Origin of the sequence: Pseudomonas sp. KK18, assembly GCF_037094675.1 — a bacterium.
Classification (GTDB): domain Bacteria; phylum Pseudomonadota; class Gammaproteobacteria; order Pseudomonadales; family Pseudomonadaceae; genus Aquipseudomonas.
In genome coordinates, this window is sequence record NZ_CP146605.1 from 2,213,892 (window position 1) to 2,233,588 (window position 19,697).

15 protein-coding genes, 1 tRNA gene and 1 pseudogene are annotated in these 19,697 nt (G+C 62.5%); 11 read left to right on the top strand and 6 right to left on the bottom strand.

Going from position 1 to position 19,697, the window contains the following annotated elements; all coding sequences use genetic code 11:
• Positions 1 to 8 precede the first annotated feature (8 nt).
• Positions 9 to 1,391 (bottom strand): glycerophosphodiester phosphodiesterase family protein, encoded by a 1,383-nt coding sequence (locus tag V6607_RS09985; RefSeq protein WP_134326029.1) that lies wholly within the window; start codon positions 1,389 to 1,391, stop codon positions 9 to 11.
• A 176-nt stretch (positions 1,392 to 1,567) separates the two neighbouring features.
• Here V6607_RS09985 and V6607_RS09990 point away from each other — a divergent pair.
• Positions 1,568 to 1,643: transfer RNA gene (locus tag V6607_RS09990), tRNA-Asn, on the top strand.
• 65 nt (positions 1,644 to 1,708) lie between these two features.
• On the opposite strand, the gene V6607_RS09995 is transcribed toward V6607_RS09990, so the two are convergent.
• Positions 1,709 to 1,972 (bottom strand): Ada metal-binding domain-containing protein, encoded by a 264-nt coding sequence (locus tag V6607_RS09995; protein WP_134326030.1) that lies wholly within the window; start codon positions 1,970 to 1,972, stop codon positions 1,709 to 1,711.
• 152 nt (positions 1,973 to 2,124) lie between these two features.
• Here V6607_RS09995 and V6607_RS10000 point away from each other — a divergent pair, with 152 nt between their 5' ends.
• Positions 2,125 to 4,170: a prolyl oligopeptidase family serine peptidase gene (locus V6607_RS10000; protein WP_134326031.1), complete on the top strand. Its 2,046-nt coding sequence runs from the start codon at positions 2,125 to 2,127 to the stop codon at positions 4,168 to 4,170.
• Here the strand turns inward: V6607_RS10000 and mug are convergent.
• Both mug and V6607_RS10010 read right to left on the bottom strand, forming a co-directional pair.
• Positions 4,157 to 4,672 carry a G/U mismatch-specific DNA glycosylase gene (gene mug, locus V6607_RS10005; RefSeq protein WP_134326032.1) on the bottom strand — a complete coding sequence of 172 codons (516 nt, stop codon included), beginning with the start codon at positions 4,670 to 4,672 and terminating at the stop codon, positions 4,157 to 4,159. The two genes, V6607_RS10000 and mug, sit on opposite strands and share 14 nt — an antisense overlap.
• Positions 4,669 to 5,292, bottom strand: a complete 624-nt coding sequence (locus V6607_RS10010) for a TetR/AcrR family transcriptional regulator (RefSeq protein WP_003216516.1) — start codon at positions 5,290 to 5,292, stop codon at positions 4,669 to 4,671. Before V6607_RS10010 ends, mug begins: the two co-directional genes overlap by 4 nt.
• Positions 5,293 to 5,396: 104 nt before the next feature.
• Between V6607_RS10010 and V6607_RS10015 the strand changes: the two genes are divergently transcribed.
• Genes V6607_RS10015 through V6607_RS10030 form a run of 4 tightly spaced genes read left to right on the top strand, consistent with a single transcriptional unit; the run spans position 5,397 to position 10,234 of the window.
• The gene (locus tag V6607_RS10015; protein WP_003216514.1) at positions 5,397 to 6,428 is read left to right on the top strand and encodes an HlyD family secretion protein; all 1,032 of its coding nucleotides are present in this window, start codon (positions 5,397 to 5,399) and stop codon (positions 6,426 to 6,428) included.
• Entirely contained in the window at positions 6,425 to 7,879 is a 1,455-nt protein-coding gene (locus V6607_RS10020) for an MFS transporter (RefSeq protein WP_134326033.1), read from the top strand. Before V6607_RS10015 ends, V6607_RS10020 begins: the two co-directional genes overlap by 4 nt.
• Positions 7,880 to 7,897: 18 nt before the next feature.
• A complete protein-coding gene (locus tag V6607_RS10025; RefSeq protein WP_134326034.1) occupies positions 7,898 to 9,277 on the top strand; it encodes an efflux transporter outer membrane subunit in 1,380 nt (459 codons plus the stop codon).
• A 12-nt stretch (positions 9,278 to 9,289) separates the two neighbouring features.
• Positions 9,290 to 10,234, top strand: coding sequence for an aldo/keto reductase (locus V6607_RS10030; protein WP_134326035.1), 945 nt, complete (start codon positions 9,290 to 9,292; stop codon positions 10,232 to 10,234).
• A gap of 530 nt (positions 10,235 to 10,764) precedes the next feature.
• On the opposite strand, the gene V6607_RS10035 is transcribed toward V6607_RS10030, so the two are convergent.
• Positions 10,765 to 11,151 carry a MarR family transcriptional regulator gene (locus tag V6607_RS10035; RefSeq protein WP_003207888.1) on the bottom strand — a complete coding sequence of 129 codons (387 nt, stop codon included), beginning with the start codon at positions 11,149 to 11,151 and terminating at the stop codon, positions 10,765 to 10,767.
• A gap of 309 nt (positions 11,152 to 11,460) precedes the next feature.
• Between V6607_RS10035 and V6607_RS10040 the strand changes: the two genes are divergently transcribed.
• The 5 genes and pseudogenes from V6607_RS10040 to yghU all read left to right on the top strand — a co-directional run bounded on the left by V6607_RS10040 (position 11,461) and on the right by yghU (position 18,219).
• On the top strand, positions 11,461 to 14,649 hold the full coding sequence (locus tag V6607_RS10040) for an efflux RND transporter permease subunit (RefSeq protein WP_134326036.1): 3,189 nt from the start codon (positions 11,461 to 11,463) through the stop codon (positions 14,647 to 14,649).
• A 1-nt stretch (position 14,650) separates the two neighbouring features.
• Positions 14,651 to 15,832 carry an efflux RND transporter periplasmic adaptor subunit gene (locus V6607_RS10045; protein ID WP_003207891.1) on the top strand — a complete coding sequence of 394 codons (1,182 nt, stop codon included), beginning with the start codon at positions 14,651 to 14,653 and terminating at the stop codon, positions 15,830 to 15,832.
• Positions 15,825 to 17,252: an efflux transporter outer membrane subunit gene (locus tag V6607_RS10050; protein WP_134326037.1), complete on the top strand. Its 1,428-nt coding sequence runs from the start codon at positions 15,825 to 15,827 to the stop codon at positions 17,250 to 17,252. Before V6607_RS10045 ends, V6607_RS10050 begins: the two co-directional genes overlap by 8 nt.
• Positions 17,253 to 17,260: 8 nt before the next feature.
• Positions 17,261 to 17,356 (top strand): annotated as a pseudogene (locus V6607_RS10055) (dienelactone hydrolase family protein); the annotation flags it as partial.
• A gap of 29 nt (positions 17,357 to 17,385) precedes the next feature.
• Positions 17,386 to 18,219: a glutathione-dependent disulfide-bond oxidoreductase gene (gene yghU, locus V6607_RS10060; protein ID WP_134326039.1), complete on the top strand. Its 834-nt coding sequence runs from the start codon at positions 17,386 to 17,388 to the stop codon at positions 18,217 to 18,219.
• A gap of 101 nt (positions 18,220 to 18,320) precedes the next feature.
• Here the strand turns inward: yghU and V6607_RS10065 are convergent, their stop codons facing one another.
• Positions 18,321 to 19,616 (bottom strand): cation:dicarboxylase symporter family transporter, encoded by a 1,296-nt coding sequence (locus V6607_RS10065; RefSeq protein ID WP_134326040.1) that lies wholly within the window; start codon positions 19,614 to 19,616, stop codon positions 18,321 to 18,323.
• Positions 19,617 to 19,697: the final 81 nt, after the last annotated feature.

The window sequence follows — 19,697 nt, forward strand, 5'->3', positions numbered from 1 at the left end:
ACGACTTTTTAGCGCGCGACTTCTTTAAGGTAGGCAGTTCGGGCCGCAACGGCAGTCGGCGTGAAATCCGTAAACACACCGTCAACACCGGCGCGGAAAAAGGCCATGTATTCCGCCGCCGGGCTGCCCTTGTAGGCGCCGGCCAGGTATTTGGCTTCGTTGCGGAAGGTGAAAATATGCACGAACAGGCCGGCCTTGTGCGCATCGCTGATCAGGCTGGTGGGCTTGAAGGTATCGACCTCGGGCAAGCCGGGGTTTTGCGCTGAAGCGGCGGTCAGCGACATCGCTTGCGGCTTCCACGGCCCGATGCCGTCGGCATAGGTCTTGACCTCGGCCAGCCCGGCCGGGGTCAGCATCGCACCAAAGGCGCGTGGGTCGCCGGCGACGGTCCAGCTGTACGGGCGACCGCTGACGAAGGTGTTGGGTTTGTCGGTGATGAAAATGGTCTCGCCGGTCTTGAAGTTCACCCCGTTCCCATCCACCAGTTGAACCGCCCTGGTTTGCAGGCCGATGGAGCGCAGGTATTTCAGGCTGTTCGGGTCGAAGCTCTGCACGAACACCGGCGCATCTTTGCGATTGAGGTTGTTGTCTTCAAGGGTCTTGAGAAACGCCGCTTCGAACGGATGACTGCCCGGCGCGCCGCAGCCGTTGGCGATGGCCTGGGCATTGTTCCAGATCGGGTTCTTGCTTTCCGGGTAGGTGGTAATCACCCGGCCCGTGGTGGCGCTTTTGGCTTTCGCGATGTCGATCACTTCCTGGAAACTCAGGATCGGCAGCTTGCCGTTGAGTTCGGTCGGGCGCTCGTCGCGGGCGTCGTACGTCGTGCCGCCGATCCATTGCTTGAGTTCGGCCAGGGTGAAATCGCTGATTGACCAGTCGTTGGTATGGTCTTCGCCATCCACGATCAAGGACTTCAACACGGATTTTGGATCGTTGGGGTCAGTCAGATCACTCAGGTACTGGGCCGGGCCATTTTCTGCAGTGGCCGGATACCTGACGTTAACCAGTACACCCGGCACCGTGCGCTTGCGGCGTGCAACTTCGGGATTGGTCTTCGCGACGTCGCTGATGTTGGTGTTGTCGCTCAACCAGGGATTGTGCCGGGCCACCAATACACAGTCCTTGGTCATGTGCAGGTCCAGCTCCAGCGAATCCGCACCAGCGTCGGCTGCATGCTCGTAGGAGGCCCGGGTTTCTTCCGGGTACAGTCCTGGCAGGCCGCGATGGCCGATAACCAGCGGCGGTGCACCGTCCAGGGTTTTGAACGAAGCAGGCGCGACAGGCGTGCTCCTGGTCACACTGTCACACGCGCTCACCGTCAGGCTGCATCCGATAACGATAAAACGGGCAAGCAGGGTTTTTACCGCTGGCGGGCCTGAGCGAGTGTGCATGTGTCGTCCTTCAAGAAGAGGGTAGGGGCGGGGTATCTGCGGATGTTGGCGTTGACGTATGACAGCGTCGTGACAGGAAGTGGCGTGGTGATTTTCCAGCGCGGCGCACCTGGGGTGAAGCAAAAATCTCACTGAATGCTTGACTTCTCCTTTTCAATCAGTAACATACGGCGCATTCCGCGATAGCTCAGTTGGTAGAGCAAATGACTGTTAATCATTGGGTCCCTGGTTCGAGTCCAGGTCGTGGAGCCAGATAGTAAAAAAGCCTGCAGCGATGCAGGCTTTTTTTTGCCCGGAATTTGTCCCGGACACTCGATTCAGGCGTGCCCTCGAAACAGGCGATATTCGGCTGGCATGCACACCGCACAAGGACGAAATCCCGCGGCGACAGCCGTCGCTTCATCGAGAAAAAACACGCGATTTTTCACGTAGCCGCCACGCGCAATGGCTCCCAGCGCCGCACGACAGTCGAGCTTTCCATAGCGCTTGCCGCCTCGGTGGCCGCCCAGCGTTCCCGGCTCGAGGCTTGGGTAGGGTTTTGCATCTGCGCCCATCAGCATCCACACGTTTTTGTCAGCCATCGCCTGTCCTCCTGCCGTAGCAGCCTGCGGTACCTCCGCCATGTATCGCCGATCAGATCGGGTAACACACCCGGTTTCTTGCTTTTTTTATCACTCAAAAAGGCTCAAAGTCGGGCACGCTATCCATTTCTGCTTTTCGACAGGATTCGAACATGTCAAAACTTCCCGAAACGTCCAACGATCCCTACCAATGGCTTGAAGACGTCGACGGCACGCGTTCACTGGACTGGGTACGCGCCCAGAACCTCAGGACCGAAGACCGGCTCGCCCGCTCCGACAGCTTCAAGCAGATCAAGGCCGAGGTGCTGGAGATACTGGACTCGGACAGCAACATCCCCTACGTCGATAAGGTCGGCGCCTATTACTACAACTTCTGGATGGACGCCGCCCACCCGCGGGGCCTGTGGCGTCGCACCACGCTGGCGGAGTACCGCAAGCCTCAGCCTGCCTGGGAAACGTTGCTGGACCTTGACGCACTGAACGCCGCCGAAGGCGAAAACTGGGTGTGGCACGGTGCTGATTTCTTGCGCCCGGACTACCAGCGCTGCCTGCTGGCGCTGTCCCGTGGCGGCGCCGATGCGAATGTCACCCGCGAGTTTGATCTGGCCAGCAAGACCTGGGTCGAAGACGGCTTCCAGTTGCCCGAGTCCAAGGGCGGCCTGGGCTGGATCGACCGTGACAACGTCTATGTCTATACCGATTTTGGCGAAGGCACGATGACCCGTTCCGGTTACCCGCGCATCGTCAAGCAGTGGCAGCGCGGTACACCGCTGAGTGCCGCCAGTCTTGTCTATGAAGGCGCGCTGGATGATATGTACATCGCGGCGATGCACGACGACACGCCCGGCTACGAGCGTGACTTCGTCAGCCGCACGCTGGCGTTCTACAACAACGAGCTGTACCTGCGGGGCAGCGACAACCAGTTAAGCAAAATCGACGCGCCGAACTCGGCGGAAAAGTCGGTGTACAAAGACTGGCTGCTGCTGGAACTGCGGGAGGACTGGACGCTCGATGAGGTGTTCGTGGCCGGCTCGTTGCTGGCGATCCGGTTTGATCGCTTCATGGCAGGCCAGCGGGATTTCGAGGTGCTGTTCACCCCTACGGACAGCACCTCGCTGGCAGGGTTTTTCTGGACGCTGAATCACCTGGTGCTGAACGTACTGGATCACGTCAAGAACCGCCTCAGCGTCCTCACTCCCGGCGCGAACGGCTGGCAGCACAGCCCGTTCACCGGGGCGCCGAGCATGGGGACGGTGGGTGCCAGCGCAGTGGACAGCGACGACAGTGATGCCGTCTGGCTGGTGACCACTGACTACCTGACGCCGACCACCTTGTCGCTGGCCGAGATCGGTCATCCGCCCGAGGTACTGAAAACCCTGCCGGCCTTTTTCGATTCCAGCCAGCACGTGATCGAGCAGCACTTTGCGGTCTCCAGGGATGGCACTCGTGTGCCGTATTTCCTGGTGCTCGGCAAAGACCTGCCGCGCAACGGCACGGCGCCGACCTTGCTCTATGGTTACGGCGGCTTTGAATACTCCCTGACCCCGTATTACTCCGGTAAGGCAGGCCGCGCCTGGCTTTCGAAGGGCGGGGTGTACGTGGTTGCCAACATTCGCGGTGGCGGTGAATACGGCCCGCGCTGGCACCAGGCCGCACTCAAGCAGAACCGTCCGCGCGCCTACGAAGATTTTGCCGCAGTGGCCCGTGACCTGATCGACCGTGGGATTACTTCGCCCCGACACCTGGGCGCGGAGGGTGGCAGCAACGGTGGTCTGTTGGTCGGCAATATGCTTACTCAATACCCGGAACTGTTCGGTGCAATCGTCTCCCAGGTGCCCTTGCTCGACATGCAGCGCTATCACCTCCTGTTGGCCGGGGCGTCGTGGATGGGGGAATACGGCAACCCGGACGTACCTGAAGAGTGGGCGTACATCCAGACGTTTTCTCCATACCACCTGTTCGATCCGGCGAAGGCCTACCCACCGGTGTTTTTCCTGACCTCGACCCGCGATGACCGGGTGCATCCAGCCCACGCCCGCAAACTGGCGGCGAAGATGATCGAGGCCGGCAAGGACGTGACGTACTACGAAAATATCGAAGGTGGGCACGGCGGGGCGGCAGACAATGCGCAGGCTGCGCATATGAGTGCGCTGGTCTACAGGTTTTTGTGGGAGAAGTTGAGTTCTAATCGGGACTGAGTGTTGCCAGCCTTAATTGCTGGTACGCCTGCACCAATTGGTCGAGCGTAAACCCAAGGTTCCTGCCGCTGGGATTGGGCAGAACCCACACCGCCGCACACCCCAAGGTGTGCGGTTGAAGTCCCCAGGCAATCTGCTTCTGCCCGCTCAACGCGCTATAGGCGGCCTTTCCCAGAAACGCCACATACCGTGGCGCATAACGTGCGATCTTGCGTTCAAAACCCGCCGCCGCCGCCCTGAATTCATCCGCCGACAACTGGTCCGCCCGGGCCGTAGGCCGCTCCACCACCGTGGTCAGCCCGCATTGGTATTGCAGGATCGTGAGGTCGTTCTCCGGCTGCACTTCATGGGGCGTAAACCCGGCCAGGTGCAGCGTGCGCCAGAACCGATTGCTCCTGCCCATGAAGTGATGCCCGGTGGTGGCGGCCTTCAGCCCCGGGTTTATGCCGCAGAAAATCACGGCCAGGTGCTCGGCCAGAATGTCTTCCAGTCCTTCACTCATCCGCAGATGACCTGCACGGCGTTGCGCGCCAGGGTGATCAATTCGGCGTGGGGCTTGCCCGCCCGTGCACGAATCGAAAGGCTGTGCACCAAAGACGCGGCGAGGACGGCGACGGCTGCCGGGTCTGCACCACCTTTCAACTCGCCGGCCTCGATGGCCGTGCGCAAGCGGGTTTCGAGATGGGCGTCGAGTGCGTCGAGGCGCTGCAAAAGCACGGCGCGAATCTCCGCATCCTCCACCGCTTCAGTGGTCGCGGTGCCGATGATAAAGCAGCCCCGTGGCTCGCCATCCCCCGAAAAGTAGATCGACAACTGGCCTTCATATAAGCGCATCAACGCCTCTGCGAGGGTCAGGCTCGGGTCGTCCAGCGCCTCGTCGATGGCGGCAGAAGCGAGACCCCAATACTGCTCAAGTGCCTTGAGGTAGATCGCGTGTTTGTCGCCGAACGCGGCGTACAGGCTTGGCCTGTTCATCCCGGCGGCGGTGGCGATGCTGTCCAGTGAGGCGCCGGAATAGCCGGTGCTCCAGAACACCCCGAGGGCTTTTTGCATTGCCGTTTCGGGGTCGTAGGCCCGTGGGCGGCCACGGCCTTTTGCCTCTGTGATCTTTTTTTGTGCCATGGCGTACAAAAATCCTTGAGTAGAGGTGGGTGGGTCGATATTCTTACATCATCGCACAAAATTAAGGCCTCAGAAATCCCGGGCTCAGCAAAGGTGATTCGATCATGAGCAATGCGTTGGAAAACACGACCCGCACCCCCTGGCGTTCACTGTTGATGGTGGGCTTTCCGGTACTCATTGCAGCGGCCGGGTATGTGTATTACCTCAAGGATGCGCCGTACGTATCCACCGATAACGCGTATGCCCGAGTGGCGAAGGCGTCGATCAATGCGCGGGTATCCGGGCAGGTCGTGGAGGTCGCCGTGGAAGACAACCAGTCGGTACACAAGGGTCAGGTACTGCTGCGTATCAACCCCGAGCCGTTCCAGGTCGCGGTCGAGCGTGCCCAGGCGCAATTGAGCGTGGCGCGCCTGCGGATTGAAGGCCTCAAGGCCAGCTACCGGCAACAGCAGGCAGAGTTGCAGGCGGCCAAGGAATCGGCGGGTTTCGACCAGAAGGAATTCGCCCGCAAAAAGGCCCTGGTGGCCACCGAGTTCGTGTCCCAGGCCGTGTTCGAACGGGCCGATACCGACCTGAAAGTCGCCCGGCAACGCGTAGCGTCCGTCGAGCAGCAGATCGCCAATACGGTGGTGGCGCTGAACGGCAATCCCGACATCGAAATCGACCGACACCCGGCGATTCGCGAGGCCCAGGCGCAGCTCGACGAGGCGCAACTCTACCTCTCGTACGCGACGGTCTATGCCCCCGACGACGGCGTGGTGGCCAAGGTGGATGACGTGCAGGTCGGCGATTACCTGAACAGCGGCGCGCCGGCCTTCGCCTTGCTGTCGCCCCGTCGCACCTGGGTCGAAGCCAACTTTCGCGAAACCCAGATGACCCATATGCGAGCCGGTCAGCAGGCAACCATCAAGCTCGACACTTACCCGGATCATCCCTTCAAGGCGCACATCACCAGCCTGAGCCCGGGCGCCGGTGCCGACTTCGCGCTGCTGCCGCCGGAAAACGCCACCGGCAACTGGGTCAAGGTGGTGCAGCGGGTGCCGGTGCGCCTGGAACTGGACGATGCCAACGCGGACTTGCCGCTGTTCTCCGGCACCAGCGCCACGGTGACGGTTGATATCAGGACCGGCCCATGAACGGCGCACGTACTCTCCGGTTTGCGGCGTTGCTGGTGACCTGGTTGCAGGCGGTCAACGTGTCGCTGCCGAACTCGGCCCTGCGGTTTGTGCAGGGCAGTTTGTCGATGACGGATGACGAGGCGGGGTGGATCTTCACGTCGTACCTGGCGGCCAGCGCGATTACGTTGCCGGTGGCTCAGTGGCTTGCTGCGCGCTTCGGCGTGAAGGCGGTTTACCAGGCGGCGATGCTGATCTTCGCCCTCGGCCTGCTGCTTGCGACACAGGCCACCACCTCACTGCAATTCGTCGGCGCGCGGATCATCCAGGGGGCTGCCAGCGGCGTATTGGCGCCGCTGTCGATGGCCATCGCCCTGGAGACATTGGCCCCGTTGCAACGGCCAAAATTCGGCCCGTTATGGACGGCGATCGGGTTGCTGGGGATTGTCAGCGGCCCGGCGATTGGTGGCTGGATCAGCGAGCATTTCGGCTGGCGCTGGATGTTCTACGCCAGCCTGCCGCTGTTGGCGTACACCTTCTTGATCGTGGCGATGTTGCAGCAGGAAAAGAAAGCCAACAGCGCTGCTGCGTTTGATTTCCCAGGCTTCGCCAGCTTCACCCTCGGCGTGATCGGCCTGCAAATGGTCCTCGACCGTGGCCAGCGCCTGGAGTGGTTCGACTCGCCCGAGATCTGGCTGGAAGCCGCCACCAGTGCCCTGGGGTTCTACCTGTTCGCAATGCACCGGTTCACCTCGAGCACACACTTCATCAGCAAGGGGTTATTGCGCGACCGCAATTTCGTGCTGTCGACCATCCTGTTCTTCGCCGTCGGTTTCGTGCTGCTGCCGACCATGGCGATGACCTCGCCGATGCTGGATGAACTGCTGGGCTTCCCGCCCGACACCACAGGCTTCCTCACCATCCCCCGTGGCGTGGGGCTGCTGGGTGCGTTCTGGCTGATGAACAAGGTGCCTGCGCATCTCGACGGCCGCCCATTTGTGGTCGCCGGGATCGCCGTGGTGATCTACGCCAACCACTCGATGCTCGGCTATTCACCCTTGATGGACGGCTGGCCGGTGGCAGTGGCTGGCGCAATCCAGGGCGCGGGCCTGGGCCTGCTGATGCCGGCGCTTTCCCGGGTGGCGTTCAGCACCCTCGACCCGACGTTGCGCCCCGAAGGCAGCGGGCTGTTCAACCTGTCCCGCGTCTACGGCAGCACCCTGGGTGTGGCGGTGGTGCAGTGGTTCTTCTTCAACAACACCCAGGCGATGCACGTGGCGCTGGCCGGCCACCTGACTGTGCATTCGGTCCCCGCATCGACGCCCCTGGCGGGATTCGCCGCGCTGAACGAAGCCATCACCGGCCAGGCCGCCTTCATCGCGGTGGTCGGCCAATTCAAGATCCTGCTGTGGGCAATGCTGGTGGTGAGCCCGCTGGTGCTGCTGCTGCGTAAACCTGTCACGACCCACTAGTTTTCCGGAGTGTGCGTAATGAAATCCCATGGGCTTGTTATCACGGCCGTCATGACCCTGTCCGCGTGTTCGGTTGGCCCGGACTATAAGGCGCCGTCCGTTACCGCTTCGCAGCACTATGACGTGCAGGCTGAGCAGCACGTTTCCTTCAGTCAGAAGGTCAGCGTCGACTGGTGGTCGACCTTTCATTCCGAAACGCTCGACAGCGTGATGCGCCGGGCCATTGCCGGCAACCTTGAGCTGACGGCAGCGGACGCGACGTTGCGTCAGGCCGCCGCTTCGGTGGCTGCGGCCGAGGGTGCACTTTTCCCGCAGGTGGATTTCGCCGCGCAAGCGGGCCGCCAGCGCGTGCACAACGCCGCGCGGCCAGCGGTGACGAACTTCTATGGCGTCGGGCCGCAGGTCAGTTTCGACCTCGACGTATTCGGCGGCAATCAGCGCCGGGTCGAGCAACAGCAGGCATTGGCCGATTTCCAGCAGCATCGCTTCGAGGCGGCGTACCTGACGCTGACGGGCGACGTCGCCAGCCAGGCGTTGCTGATGGCCTCGGCCAGCGCGCAGATGGAAGCGGTGCAGACCTTGCTCGCCACCGACGCGAAAAACCTCGAACTGGTGCGCGCGGCGCAACACAGCGGCACGACGACGCAGCTCGATGTCTCCCTGGCCGAAACGCGACTGGCGCAGGACCGCACCCTGTTGCCACCACTCGCCCAGCAGCGCGATGCGGCGCGGCATGCGCTGTCGATCCTGGCGGGCAAGGGCCCGGCGGATTGGCGCGCACCGGATTTCGAACTGGCTGGATTTGCCTCGGCCACCACGCTGCCGGTCAGCTTGCCGTCCGAACTGGCCCATGACCGCCCGGACGTGCTGCAAGCCGAAGCCGAATTGCATGCGGCCAGCGCGGCGGTCGGCGTGGCCACCGCCAATCTCTATCCCCGTGTGGAGTTGTCCGCGTCACTGGCCCAGGCCGCGTCGGGCAATGGTGGTGCGGCGCTGTGGGGTTTTGCCGCCGGGTTGGCGGGGCCGATCTTCGATGGCGGAACTCTCAAGGCAGAGCGCCAGGCCGCCGTGGAGGGCTACAACGCCGCGCTCGCCAACTATCAGCAGACCGTCATCAAGTCCTTCGGCCAGGTCGCAGACACCTTGCAGGCGATCAACCACGACGCCGAGGAGTACCAGGCACAGACCGCCGCGCTACAGGCCGCCGCCAACAGTTTGCGCCTGAACCAGCAGGCCTATGGGGCAGGGGAGAGCGGGCTGTTGCAAGTGCTGGAGGCACAACGCGCCTATGAGCAGGCCCTGCTCGGGCAGATCCGGGCGAGCACCGCCCAACATCTCGACACCGTGCGGTTGTTCGTGGCGCTCGGTGGTCGCTCGGTCAACGATTTCAAACGCTAGTGGAGCAAACACATGAGCTATTACGATGCACTTCGCGATACCCGTTTTCCTTTGCAGCATGGCTCGGGCGCGATGCCGGCGGTGGGGTTCGGGACGCTGTTCAGGGATTTGACGGCCACCACCCAGGCGGTCACGCAAGCGTTGGAGGCGGGCTTTCGCCATTTCGATTGTGCGGAGCGTTATGGCAACGAAGCGCAGGTCGGCGCGGCGATTCACGATGCGGTGGCGGCCGGTAAAGTCCGGCGCGAGGACCTGTTCATCACCACCAAGCTGTGGAACAACAACCATCGGCCCGAGCGTGTGGTGCCGGCGTTCGAAGCCAGTTGCCGCCGGCTTCGGGTGGAGGTGATCGACTGCTACATGATCCATACGCCGTTTGCGTTTTTGCCGGGTGACGAGCTGCACCCACGGGATGCGTTTGGGCATGTGTTGTATGACTCGGGGGTGACGTTGATCGAGACGTGGCGGGTGCTTGAGCGTCTGGTGGATGAGGGGCGTTGCAAGTCCATCGGGGTGTCGGATATCAGCCTGGAAACGCTGCGGGAGTTGGTGGCGGTGGCGCGGATAAAGCCTGCGGTGGTGCAGGTTGAGTCACACCCTTATTTGCCGGAGTGGGAGCTGTTGGAGTTTTGCAGGCAGCATGGGATTGTGGTGTTGGCGTTTGCGCCGTTGGGGCATGGGATGAGGCCGCGGGTGCTGGATGAACCGGTGATTACCGGGATTGCACGGCGGGTGCAGAAGACGCCGGCTCAGGTTGCGTTGGCGTGGTCGGTGCAGCGTGGGGTGGCGTTTTTGACCTCGTCGGTGACGCCGGCGCGGATACGGGAGGATGCGGATATTTCTACGTTGCCGCAGGTGGCGATGCGTGAGATTGAGCAGGACATTACGACCCGGGTTCGTTTTAATCCGGTGATGGATACTGGGGTGTTGGGGTTTATTTCGCGGGAGAAGTTTTGAGCTTGGCCGGGGGAGGGGGGGGTACATATCCGTTATTTAGGTTATGGCTACTTATGGTTTCGCTCTTACAGCGAGTCACTTTGCAAAAGCGGCAGGGGGCAGTTAGATCAAGATCAAAAGTAAGAGCACGGCTGCCTGAGAGCCGACCTGAGTGTTAAAAGCAAAGGCAAAAGCTGCTTTTCTGTAGGAGCTGGCTTGCCGGCGATGCAGACAACTCGGTGAATCAGACACACCGAGGTGATGCCATCGCCGGCAAGCCAGCTCCTACAGTGGACCGTGCCCGCTTTAGCTTTTGATTTGGCTTTTAAACACTCAAGCCGGCCGGTAGGCCGCTGTGCTGTTGATCTGCTTTTGATCTTGATCTTGGGCGCCCCGTTAAACCACGCTGGCCGGAGTGAGGGCACACCGAGCCTAGGCGAGGTGCCGAGTGGTGGGGCAAGAGCGTTTTGCTTACTTTTGCGCTTTTCAAAAGTGAGCCGCTGTAAGAGCGGAACCAATACAAGCCATCACCCAAATAACGGATATGCCCCCTAACCCAACAACGCCCGAGCAAACTCATCAGACGCAATAAAGTCCATGGCCTTGCGCAACTCGCAAGCCGCCTCAGCCCCAAACACCTCATCAAACCGCACCGCCATCTGCCTGGACACCACCCGCGCCTCTTCGTATTTACGCTGCCCCGCGTCGGTCAACAGCACCCGCCTGCTGCGGCGGTCCAACTCATCCACCCGCAACACCACCAGCCCATCCCGCACCAGCGGCTTGAGCGTATGCCCCAGGGCCGACAAATCCATCACCAACGACTGCGCCAGGTCGCGCATCTTCGGAGCGTCCCCATTGGCGATGTGGTTCATCAGCGAATACTGGGTGGCCTTCAGACCAAACGGCGCAAACGCCTCGTCATAGATCTGCGCCATACGACGGGACGCGCGCCGCACGGCTCCGTTGGAACAGGTGCTCGGGCTATTCAGGACAGGCGGTGCGCATTTCACAGGCTGATCACTCGCTACAGATCAAGGGTTAACCGAACGTTAATCCGGCAAGATGAATATTGACACATGCTGCAACAAATTAGTTGCGTATGCCACTAAACGCTATATCGTGGCATATGCCTCTATTTTGACCGGATGTCAGTGCAGTTGGCCCGGAACACAGACGGGCGGGGCAGGAGGGAAGCGCTGTTCGGTACCTCCTTCAGTCATCAACTTCCTGTCTGGATCACATCTATGCTCAACCTCGTGCGCATCGCATTGCGGCGCCCCTATACCTTCCTGGTATTGGCTATTTTCATTCTGATTGTGGGCCCGCTCGCGGCCTGGCGTACCCCGACCGACATCTTCCCCGAAATTCGCATCCCCGTGATTGCCGTGATCTGGCAGTACACCGGCTTGCCGCCCGACCAGATGGCCGGCCGCATCACCTCGCCGTTCGAGCGGGTGCTGACCACCACGGTCAACGACATCCGCCATATCGAGGCGCAATCGCTGAACGGCTACGGCATCGTCAAGGTGTTCTTCCAGCCGGGAGTCAACATCAGTACGGCCAACGCGCAGATGACTTCGGTGTCCCAGGCCATCCTGCGTCAACTGCCGCCGGGCACCACGCCGCCGCTGATCCTCAACTACAGCGCCTCGACAGTGCCGATCGTGCAGTTGGCGTTGTCCGGCAAAGGCCTCAGCGAACAGAAACTCGGTGACCTGGGCCTCAACACCGTGCGCCTGATGCTGACCACGGTGCCCGGTGCCGCACTTCCATACCCGTTCGGCGGCAAGACCCGCCAGGTGCAGATCGACCTCGACTCCGCACGCATGCAGGCCCGTGGTCTCTCGGCGCAGGACGTGGCCACTGCCCTGGCCACGCAGAACCTGATCACCCCGGTGGGCACGCAAAAGATCGGCAGCTACGAGTTCAACCTGCAACTGAACAACTCGCCGACGGACTTCCACGACCTGGAAAACCTGCCGATCAAGACCGCCGACGGCACCACCGTGTTGATTCGTGACGTGGCCACGGTGCGTGACGGCAACCCGCCGCAGACCAACATCGTGCACGTCAACGGCAACCGCTCCGTGCTGCTGCCGGTGCTCAAGACCGGTTCGGCCTCGACCCTCGGGGTGATCGCCGGGATCAAGGACAAACTGGCCGACAACAAAGGCGCCTTGCCGCCCAACCTGAATATCGACCTGATCGGCGACCAGTCGTTGTTTGTGCGCTCGGCGATCAGCGGCGTCGCCCGTGAGGGGATCATAGCGGCCGCGTTGACCAGCCTGATGATCCTGTTGTTCCTCGGCAGTTGGCGCTCCACGGTGATCATCGCCACGTCGATCCCATTGGCCATCCTGTCGTCGATTGCCACGCTGTCGGCGCTCGGCGAAACCCTCAACATCATGACCCTCGGCGGCCTGGCATTGGCCGTGGGGATCCTGGTGGATGACGCTACGGTGACCATCGAAAACATCAACTGGCACCTGGAACAGGGCAAGCCGGTGGAGACGGCGATCCTCGACGGCGCGGCGCAGATCGTCACGCCGGCGTTCGTGTCGCTGCTGTGTATCTGCATCGTGTTTGTGCCGATGTTTTTCCTGGAAGGCGTGGCGCGCTTCCTGTTTGTGCCGATGGCCGAAGCGGTGATCTTCGCGATGATCGCCTCGTTCATCCTCTCGCGAACCCTGGTGCCGACCCTCGCCAATTACCTGCTCAAGCCTCACGAACATCATGCGGACGGTACGCCGGTGGTGGCGCCGTCGAGCAACCCGCTGGTGAAATTCCAGCGCGGGTTCGAGCGCCAGTTCGACGCGTTTCGCGGGGTTTACCACGGGGCACTGGAGAGTGCCTTGCACCACCGCCGTATCGCGGTGATCGCGATGCTGGCGTTCGTCGCCGTGTCGTTTGCGCTGGTGCCATTCCTGGGTCGCAACTTCTTCCCCGACGTCGACTCCGGGCAGATCCTGTTGCATGTGCGTGCACCGATCGGCACGCGGGTCGAGAGCAATGCGCGGCTGGTCTCGCAGATCGAGAACACCATTCATAACGTGATCGAGCCCCGGGAGCTGGCGGCCATCGTCGACAATATCGGCCTGGCCATCAGCGGGATCAACGTGGCCTACAACAACACCGGCACCGTGGGTTCACAGGACAGCGACATCCAGATCAGCCTGAAAGAGGGCCATCGTCCCACCGCCGAATACATGCGCGAACTGCGGGAGCGGCTGCCCCGTGAATTCCCGAATGCGGTGTTTTCGTTCCCGGCTTCGGACATCGTCGGGCAGATCCTCAACTTCGGTTCTTCGGCGCCGGTGGATGTGCAAGTCAGCGGCAATAACCTGCCCGCCAACTTCACCTACGCCAGCACGTTGCTGCGGGAAATCCGGCGGGTTCCGGGTGTGGTGGATGCGCGTATCCAGCAGTCGCGGCAACTGCCCACGTTCAAGATCGATGTGGACCGTACCCAGGCCCAACTGGTGGGCCTGAACGAGCGCGATGTGACCAACAGCCTGGTGGTCAACCTGGCGGGTTCCAGCCAGGTGGCGCCGACGTTCTGGCTCAACCCGGCCAACGGCGTGTCTTATCCGATTGTGATGCAAACCCCGCAGTACGGCCTCGACACCCTGGCCGCCCTGCATAACCTGCCGTTGAGCGGCAGCCCCGGTTCGGCGCAAGACCAGACCCTCGGCGGCCTGGCGTCCATCGAACGCAGCCACGCGAACTCGGTGGTGACCCAGTCGGACATCCAGCCGGTGGTCGAGGTGTTGACCGCAATCCAGGGCCGCGACCTCGGTGCCGTTGCCGCCGACATCCAGAAGATCATCGCCGCCCACGCCAGCGAAGTGCCCACCGGCTCCAAGGTGCTGTTGCAGGGTCAGGTGCAAACCATGAACGCGGCCTTCAGTGGCTTGCTGTTTGGCCTGCTTGGCGCGGTGGTGCTGATCTACCTGCTGATCGTGGTCAACTTCCAGTCGTGGGCTGACCCGTTCGTGATCATCACCGCCTTGCCGGCGGCGCTCGCGGGCATCGTGTGGATGCTGTTCATCACCCACACGCCGCTGTCGGTACCGGCGCTGACCGGGGCGATCATGTGCATGGGCGTGGCCACCGCCAACGCCATCCTCGTGGTGAGCTTCTGCCGCGAACGCCTGGCCGTGCACGGGGATGCGGTGCAGGCGGCGCTTGAAGCCGGCTTTACCCGTCTGCGCCCGGTATTGATGACCGCGATTTCGATGATCATCGGCATGGCGCCGATGGCGCTGAGCCTGGGGGAGGGCGGCGAACAGAACGCCCCGCTGGGCCGTGCGGTCATCGGCGGGCTGGCCTTCGCCACCATTGCCACGTTGTTCCTGGTTCCGCTGATTTTCAGTCTTGTGCACGGGCGGCGTCAGCACGCCACGCTTGCGACCACCGCCACTCAAGGGGTTTGACATGTCTGCTTCCGTTTCCAATCCGGGTTCGCCCCGCCGTAAATCCCGTGGTCTGCTCTGGCTGGTGCTGGGGCTGGTGGTCCTGGTTGCCGTGGTGGTATTCGGCATCGGCGTGCGCGCCAGCGAATCCCATGACCTGAAAACCTGGACCGATGCCCAGGCGTTGCCCAGCGTGATCCTGATCACCCCGAGCGTGCAGCCCCAGGGTCCGATCCTGAACCTGCCGGGGCGTCTTGAGGCGTACTCCCGAGCGTCGATCTTTGCCCGGGTCAATGGCTACCTCAAGACCTGGAACGTCGACATTGGCGACCACGTGAAGGCCGGGCAACTGCTGGCCGAAATCGACACGCCGGAGCTCGATCAGCAACTGCTGCAAGCCAAGGCCGTGCTGGCTTCGGCCCAGGCCGACGAGTCGCTGGCACAGACCACCGCCAAGCGCTGGCAGGCAATGCTTTCGTCGGACTCGGTGTCGCGCCAGGACGTGGATGAGCGCACCGGCGACCTGACTGCCAAGCAGGCCAAAGTGGTCGCGGCCAGGGCCAACGTCGACCAGTTGGTTGCCACCAAGGGCTTCCAGCGCTTGACTGCGCCGTTCGCCGGCGTGGTCACTGCACGCTCCACCGATGTGGGTGCGCTGATCAGTGCCGGTGGTGCCACCGGCAAAGAGCTGTTCGCGGTCTCCGACGTCAGCCGCCTGCGGGTTTATGTGCAGGTGCCGCAGTCGTCGGCGCCGCAGATCCAGGTGGGTACCGTGGCACGTCTGAGCGTGCCGGAATATCGCGGTGAAACCTTCAACGCCAAGGTGATCGCCACCGCCGATGCGGTGAACGCCGCGTCCGGCAGCACCCTGGTGCAACTGTTGGTGGAGAACCCCGGCAGCCGCCTGCTGCCGGGCGGATACACCAGCGTGCAGTTCACCTTGCCGGTGCAGACCGACGTGCTGCGCCTGCCTGCCAGCGCCCTGGTGTTCGATGACAAGGGCATGCGCGTGGCCACCCTCGACGCGAATAATCATGTGCACTTCAAGACCGTGACCATCGCCCGGGACTTCGGTGACAGCGTGGAAATCGGCAGCGGCCTGGTCGCCACCGACCGCGTGATCGACACCCCGCCCGACGGCCTGGCCGACGACGATTCGGTGCAGCTGGCCGCCAATCCCGTGGAGGCCAAACCCCATGGCTAAGCGCACTTGCCTGGTATTAGTCGCGACCCTGGGCCTGGGCGCCTGCCATCTTGCGCCGCCGCTGGACGTGCCGGAGGTACCCATTGCCGCGCAGTTCCATACCCAGGGACCGTGGACCGTCGGCACGCCGAACGACCAAGCAAGTCGCGACGGTTGGTGGCACATCTACAAGGACCCGCAACTGGACGCGATGGAGCAGCAGTTGCTACAAAGCAACCCGGACTTGAGCGCGGCACTGGCTCACTATTCCCAGGCCCAGGCGTTTTTGGCCCAGGCGCAATCCGGGCTGTTTCCAAAGCTGATCGGTTCCAGCAATGCCCAGCGCATTCGCCAGTCGGACACCCGCCCACTGCGCTCGGCCAGCCCGCCGAATGTTTACGATTCCGGGACAGTGGGGGTAGAGCTGGACTATGAAGTCGACCTCTGGGGCCGTGTGCGCGACACCGTTGCCGCCGGCACCAGCGACGCCCAGGCCGCCAAGGCCGACCTGGCCTCAGTGCGTCTGAGTTTGCAGGCGCAATTGGCCGACAGCTACATCCGCCTGCGGGGCATCGACCGGCAAGACCAGTTGCTGCAGGAAACCAGCGATGCCTATGCCAAGGCTTTGAGCCTGACCGAAGGCTTGCACGGCGGCGGTATCGTCTCCGGCCTGGACGTGGCGCGGGCGCGTACCCAACTGTCGACGGTCAAGTCGCAGCTGAGCCAGAACCGGGTGCAGCGTGCAGTGCTTGAACACTCGATAGCGGCGATGCTGGGTGAGTCCGCATCGACCTACACGATTGCCCCAAGCGTCGCGGATATCGCCTTGCCCGGCGTGCCCACCGGTGTACCGTCTACGCTGTTGCAGCGTCGGCCGGACATCGCCGCTGCCGAGCGCCGGATTGCCTCGGCCAATGCGCGCATAGGGGTGGCGAAAGCCGCCTGGTTCCCGGCCCTTACCCTGAGTGCCCAGGGAGGTTTCCAGAGTGATGAGTTCGCGCACTTGTTGAGCGCGCCCAACATTTTCTGGGCCATCGGCCCGTCGCTGGTGGGGACGATTTTTGACGGCGGCGCGCGCCAGGCCGGGGTGGACAGTGCCAAGGCGGCAACCGATGAAGCCGCGGCCAAGTATCGTGGTGTAGTGTTGACCGCGTTCGAGCAGGTGGAGAACAACCTGTCGATCATCTCCGGGCTCGACACCGCCCTGGTGGATCAGCGCGATGCGGCGGCAGCCGCGCAGTACGCCGAGGACTTGTCCCTGGCACGCTATCGCCAGGGTGGCGCGGCGTACCTGGACGTGGTGACGGCGCAGGTAGCGTCGTTGCAGGCACAGCGCACGGTGCTGGATCTGCAGACTCAACAGTTAAGCGCCAACGTAGGGCTGATCAAGGCACTGGGTGGCGGCTGGAATATGGCCCAACTGGCCCAAAAGAACCTGTAGGAGCGAGCTTGCTCGCGAAGGTCGTCAACGATAACGCGAGCATCCTGAAAGAACACGGCGCCCTCGAGTTTTTCGCGAGCAAGCTCGCTCCTGCCGTTAGTTGTTGTGAACATTGAATCCAAGGAGTAGTGGCATGACTGATTACGTACCGCCAAAAGTCTGGACCTGGAAGACCCAAAACGGCGGCACCTTCGCCAGCATCAACCGGCCCATTGCCGGCGCGACCCACGACAAGGAATTGCCGGTAGGCCGTCATCCGTTGCAGCTGTATTCGTTGGCAACGCCCAATGGCCAGAAGGTCACGATCCTGCTGGAAGAGCTGTTGGCCCTGGGTCACCAGGGGGCGGAATACGATGCGTGGTTGATCAGGATCGGTGACGGCGACCAGTTCGGCAGCGGCTTCGTCGGCGTGAACCCGAACTCGAAGATTCCCGCGCTGCTGGACCGTAGCGGGCCCAAGCCGATTCGGGTGTTCGAGTCGGGTGCGATCCTGCAGTACCTGGCCGAGAAGTTCGGCGCGTTCCTGCCCACCGAACCGGCGGCCCGTGCCGAATGCCTGTCGTGGTTGTTCTGGCAGATGGGCAGCGCGCCGTACCTGGGCGGTGGTTTCGGGCATTTCTATGCCTACGCGCCGACCAAGATCGAATATGCCATCGACCGCTTCGCCATGGAAACCAAGCGCCAACTGGACGTACTGGACAAGCAATTGGCCGAGCACGAATACATTGCCGGGGATGAGTACACCATCGCCGACATGGCGATCTGGCCGTGGTACGGCGGCCTGGTGAAAGGCCGCTTGTATGAGGCGGGGGAGTTTCTCTCGGTGCAGGATTACAAGCACGTCGTGCGCTGGGCCAATGCCATCGAAGCGCGGCCGGCGGTGCAGCGTGGGCGCCGGGTCAACCGTGTGTCGGGCGAGCCGTCAGAGCAACTGCGCGAGCGGCATGACGCGTCGGACCTCGACTGACCCACCACACCCACCCTTGTGGCGAGGGAGCTTGCTCCCGCTGGGCTGCGCAGCAGCCCCAAAACCTGCGCCCACGTTCTACCTGAAAGAATGCGGGATGCTTATTGGGGCCGCTTCGCGGCCCAGCGGGAGCAAGCTCCCTCGCCACAGGTTTCTGCGGTGCTCTCACGCCTTTCCCATTTGGCAATCACCAGCGGTGCCAGGGCATTGCCCAGCACGTTCAACGCGGTGGTCGGCATTTCCATCAGGCGATACACCCCGGCGATGAAGGCGATGCCCTCCAACGGCAAGCCCGCACTCGCCAGGGTCGCCGACAGAATCACGAACATGAACCCCGGCACCCCGGCCGCGCCCTTGGATGTCAGTACCATGGTCACCACCAGCAGGGCCTGGTCGCCAAGGCTCAGGTCGATGCCATACAGCTGCGCCACGAACAGCGTGCCGATCCCCAGGAACAGCGACGCACCGTCCAGGTTGAACGAATACCCCACCGGCACCACAAAGCTCACCAGTGAAGGCGGCACGCCGTAGGTTTCGAGTTTCTTCATCAGTTGCGGCATCACCGCCGCCGAACTGGCGGTGGAGAACGCCAGAATCAGTTCGTCCTTGATATGTCGCATCAACGCAAACAGGTTGATCCCGCACAGCCGCGCCACCAGGTTGAGCACCACCAGCACGAAGAATGCAATCGACACGTAGCTGACCAGGATCAGCTTGGCCAACGGCAACAGCGAGCTGAACCCGAAGTTGGCCACGGTCACTGCAATCATCCCGAACACGCCGATGGGCGAGTAGGCCATGATCATCGACGTGACCTTGAACATCGCCTCCGACACCCCGCGCAGCAGGGCAATCACCGGGTCCTTGCGCTCGGCCGGCAAGCGCGAAACCCCAAGGCCAAACATCACCGCGAAGAACAGCACCGACAGCAGGCTGCCCTGGGCCATGGCGTTGATCACGTTGTCCGGAATGATCCCGACAATGATCTGCCCCAGGCTGTGGCCGCCGCCGGCGCTGCTGGTGGGCAAGGTCACGGCACTCGCTTGCAGGCTGGCCAGTTCGGTGCCGGCGCCCGGCTGGAGCAGGTTGCCCATCACCAGCCCGACGATGATCGCCAGGGTGGTGATGCAGAAGAAATAGCCCAGGGACTTGGCCCCGATGCGTCCCAGGGATTTACCGTCACCGTGCCCGGCAATGCCCACCACCATGCAGGCAAACACGATGGGCACGACGATCATCTTCATCAGCTTGATAAAGATATCGCCCGCCGGTTGCAGCAGGTTGTCCACCAGCCACGGCCGGGATTCGGGAAAACGGTGCAGCAGGGCGCCGATGGCGATGCCGGCGAGCAAGCCAATCAGGATTTGCCAGACCAGCGCAATGCGGGGCTTGTGCATGGGAATGCCTCATTTATATCAATGATTATGAGTGTTGTTCTAGGCAGTCAATGAGCGGCCATCCCTGGCCGCCGGGTGGGG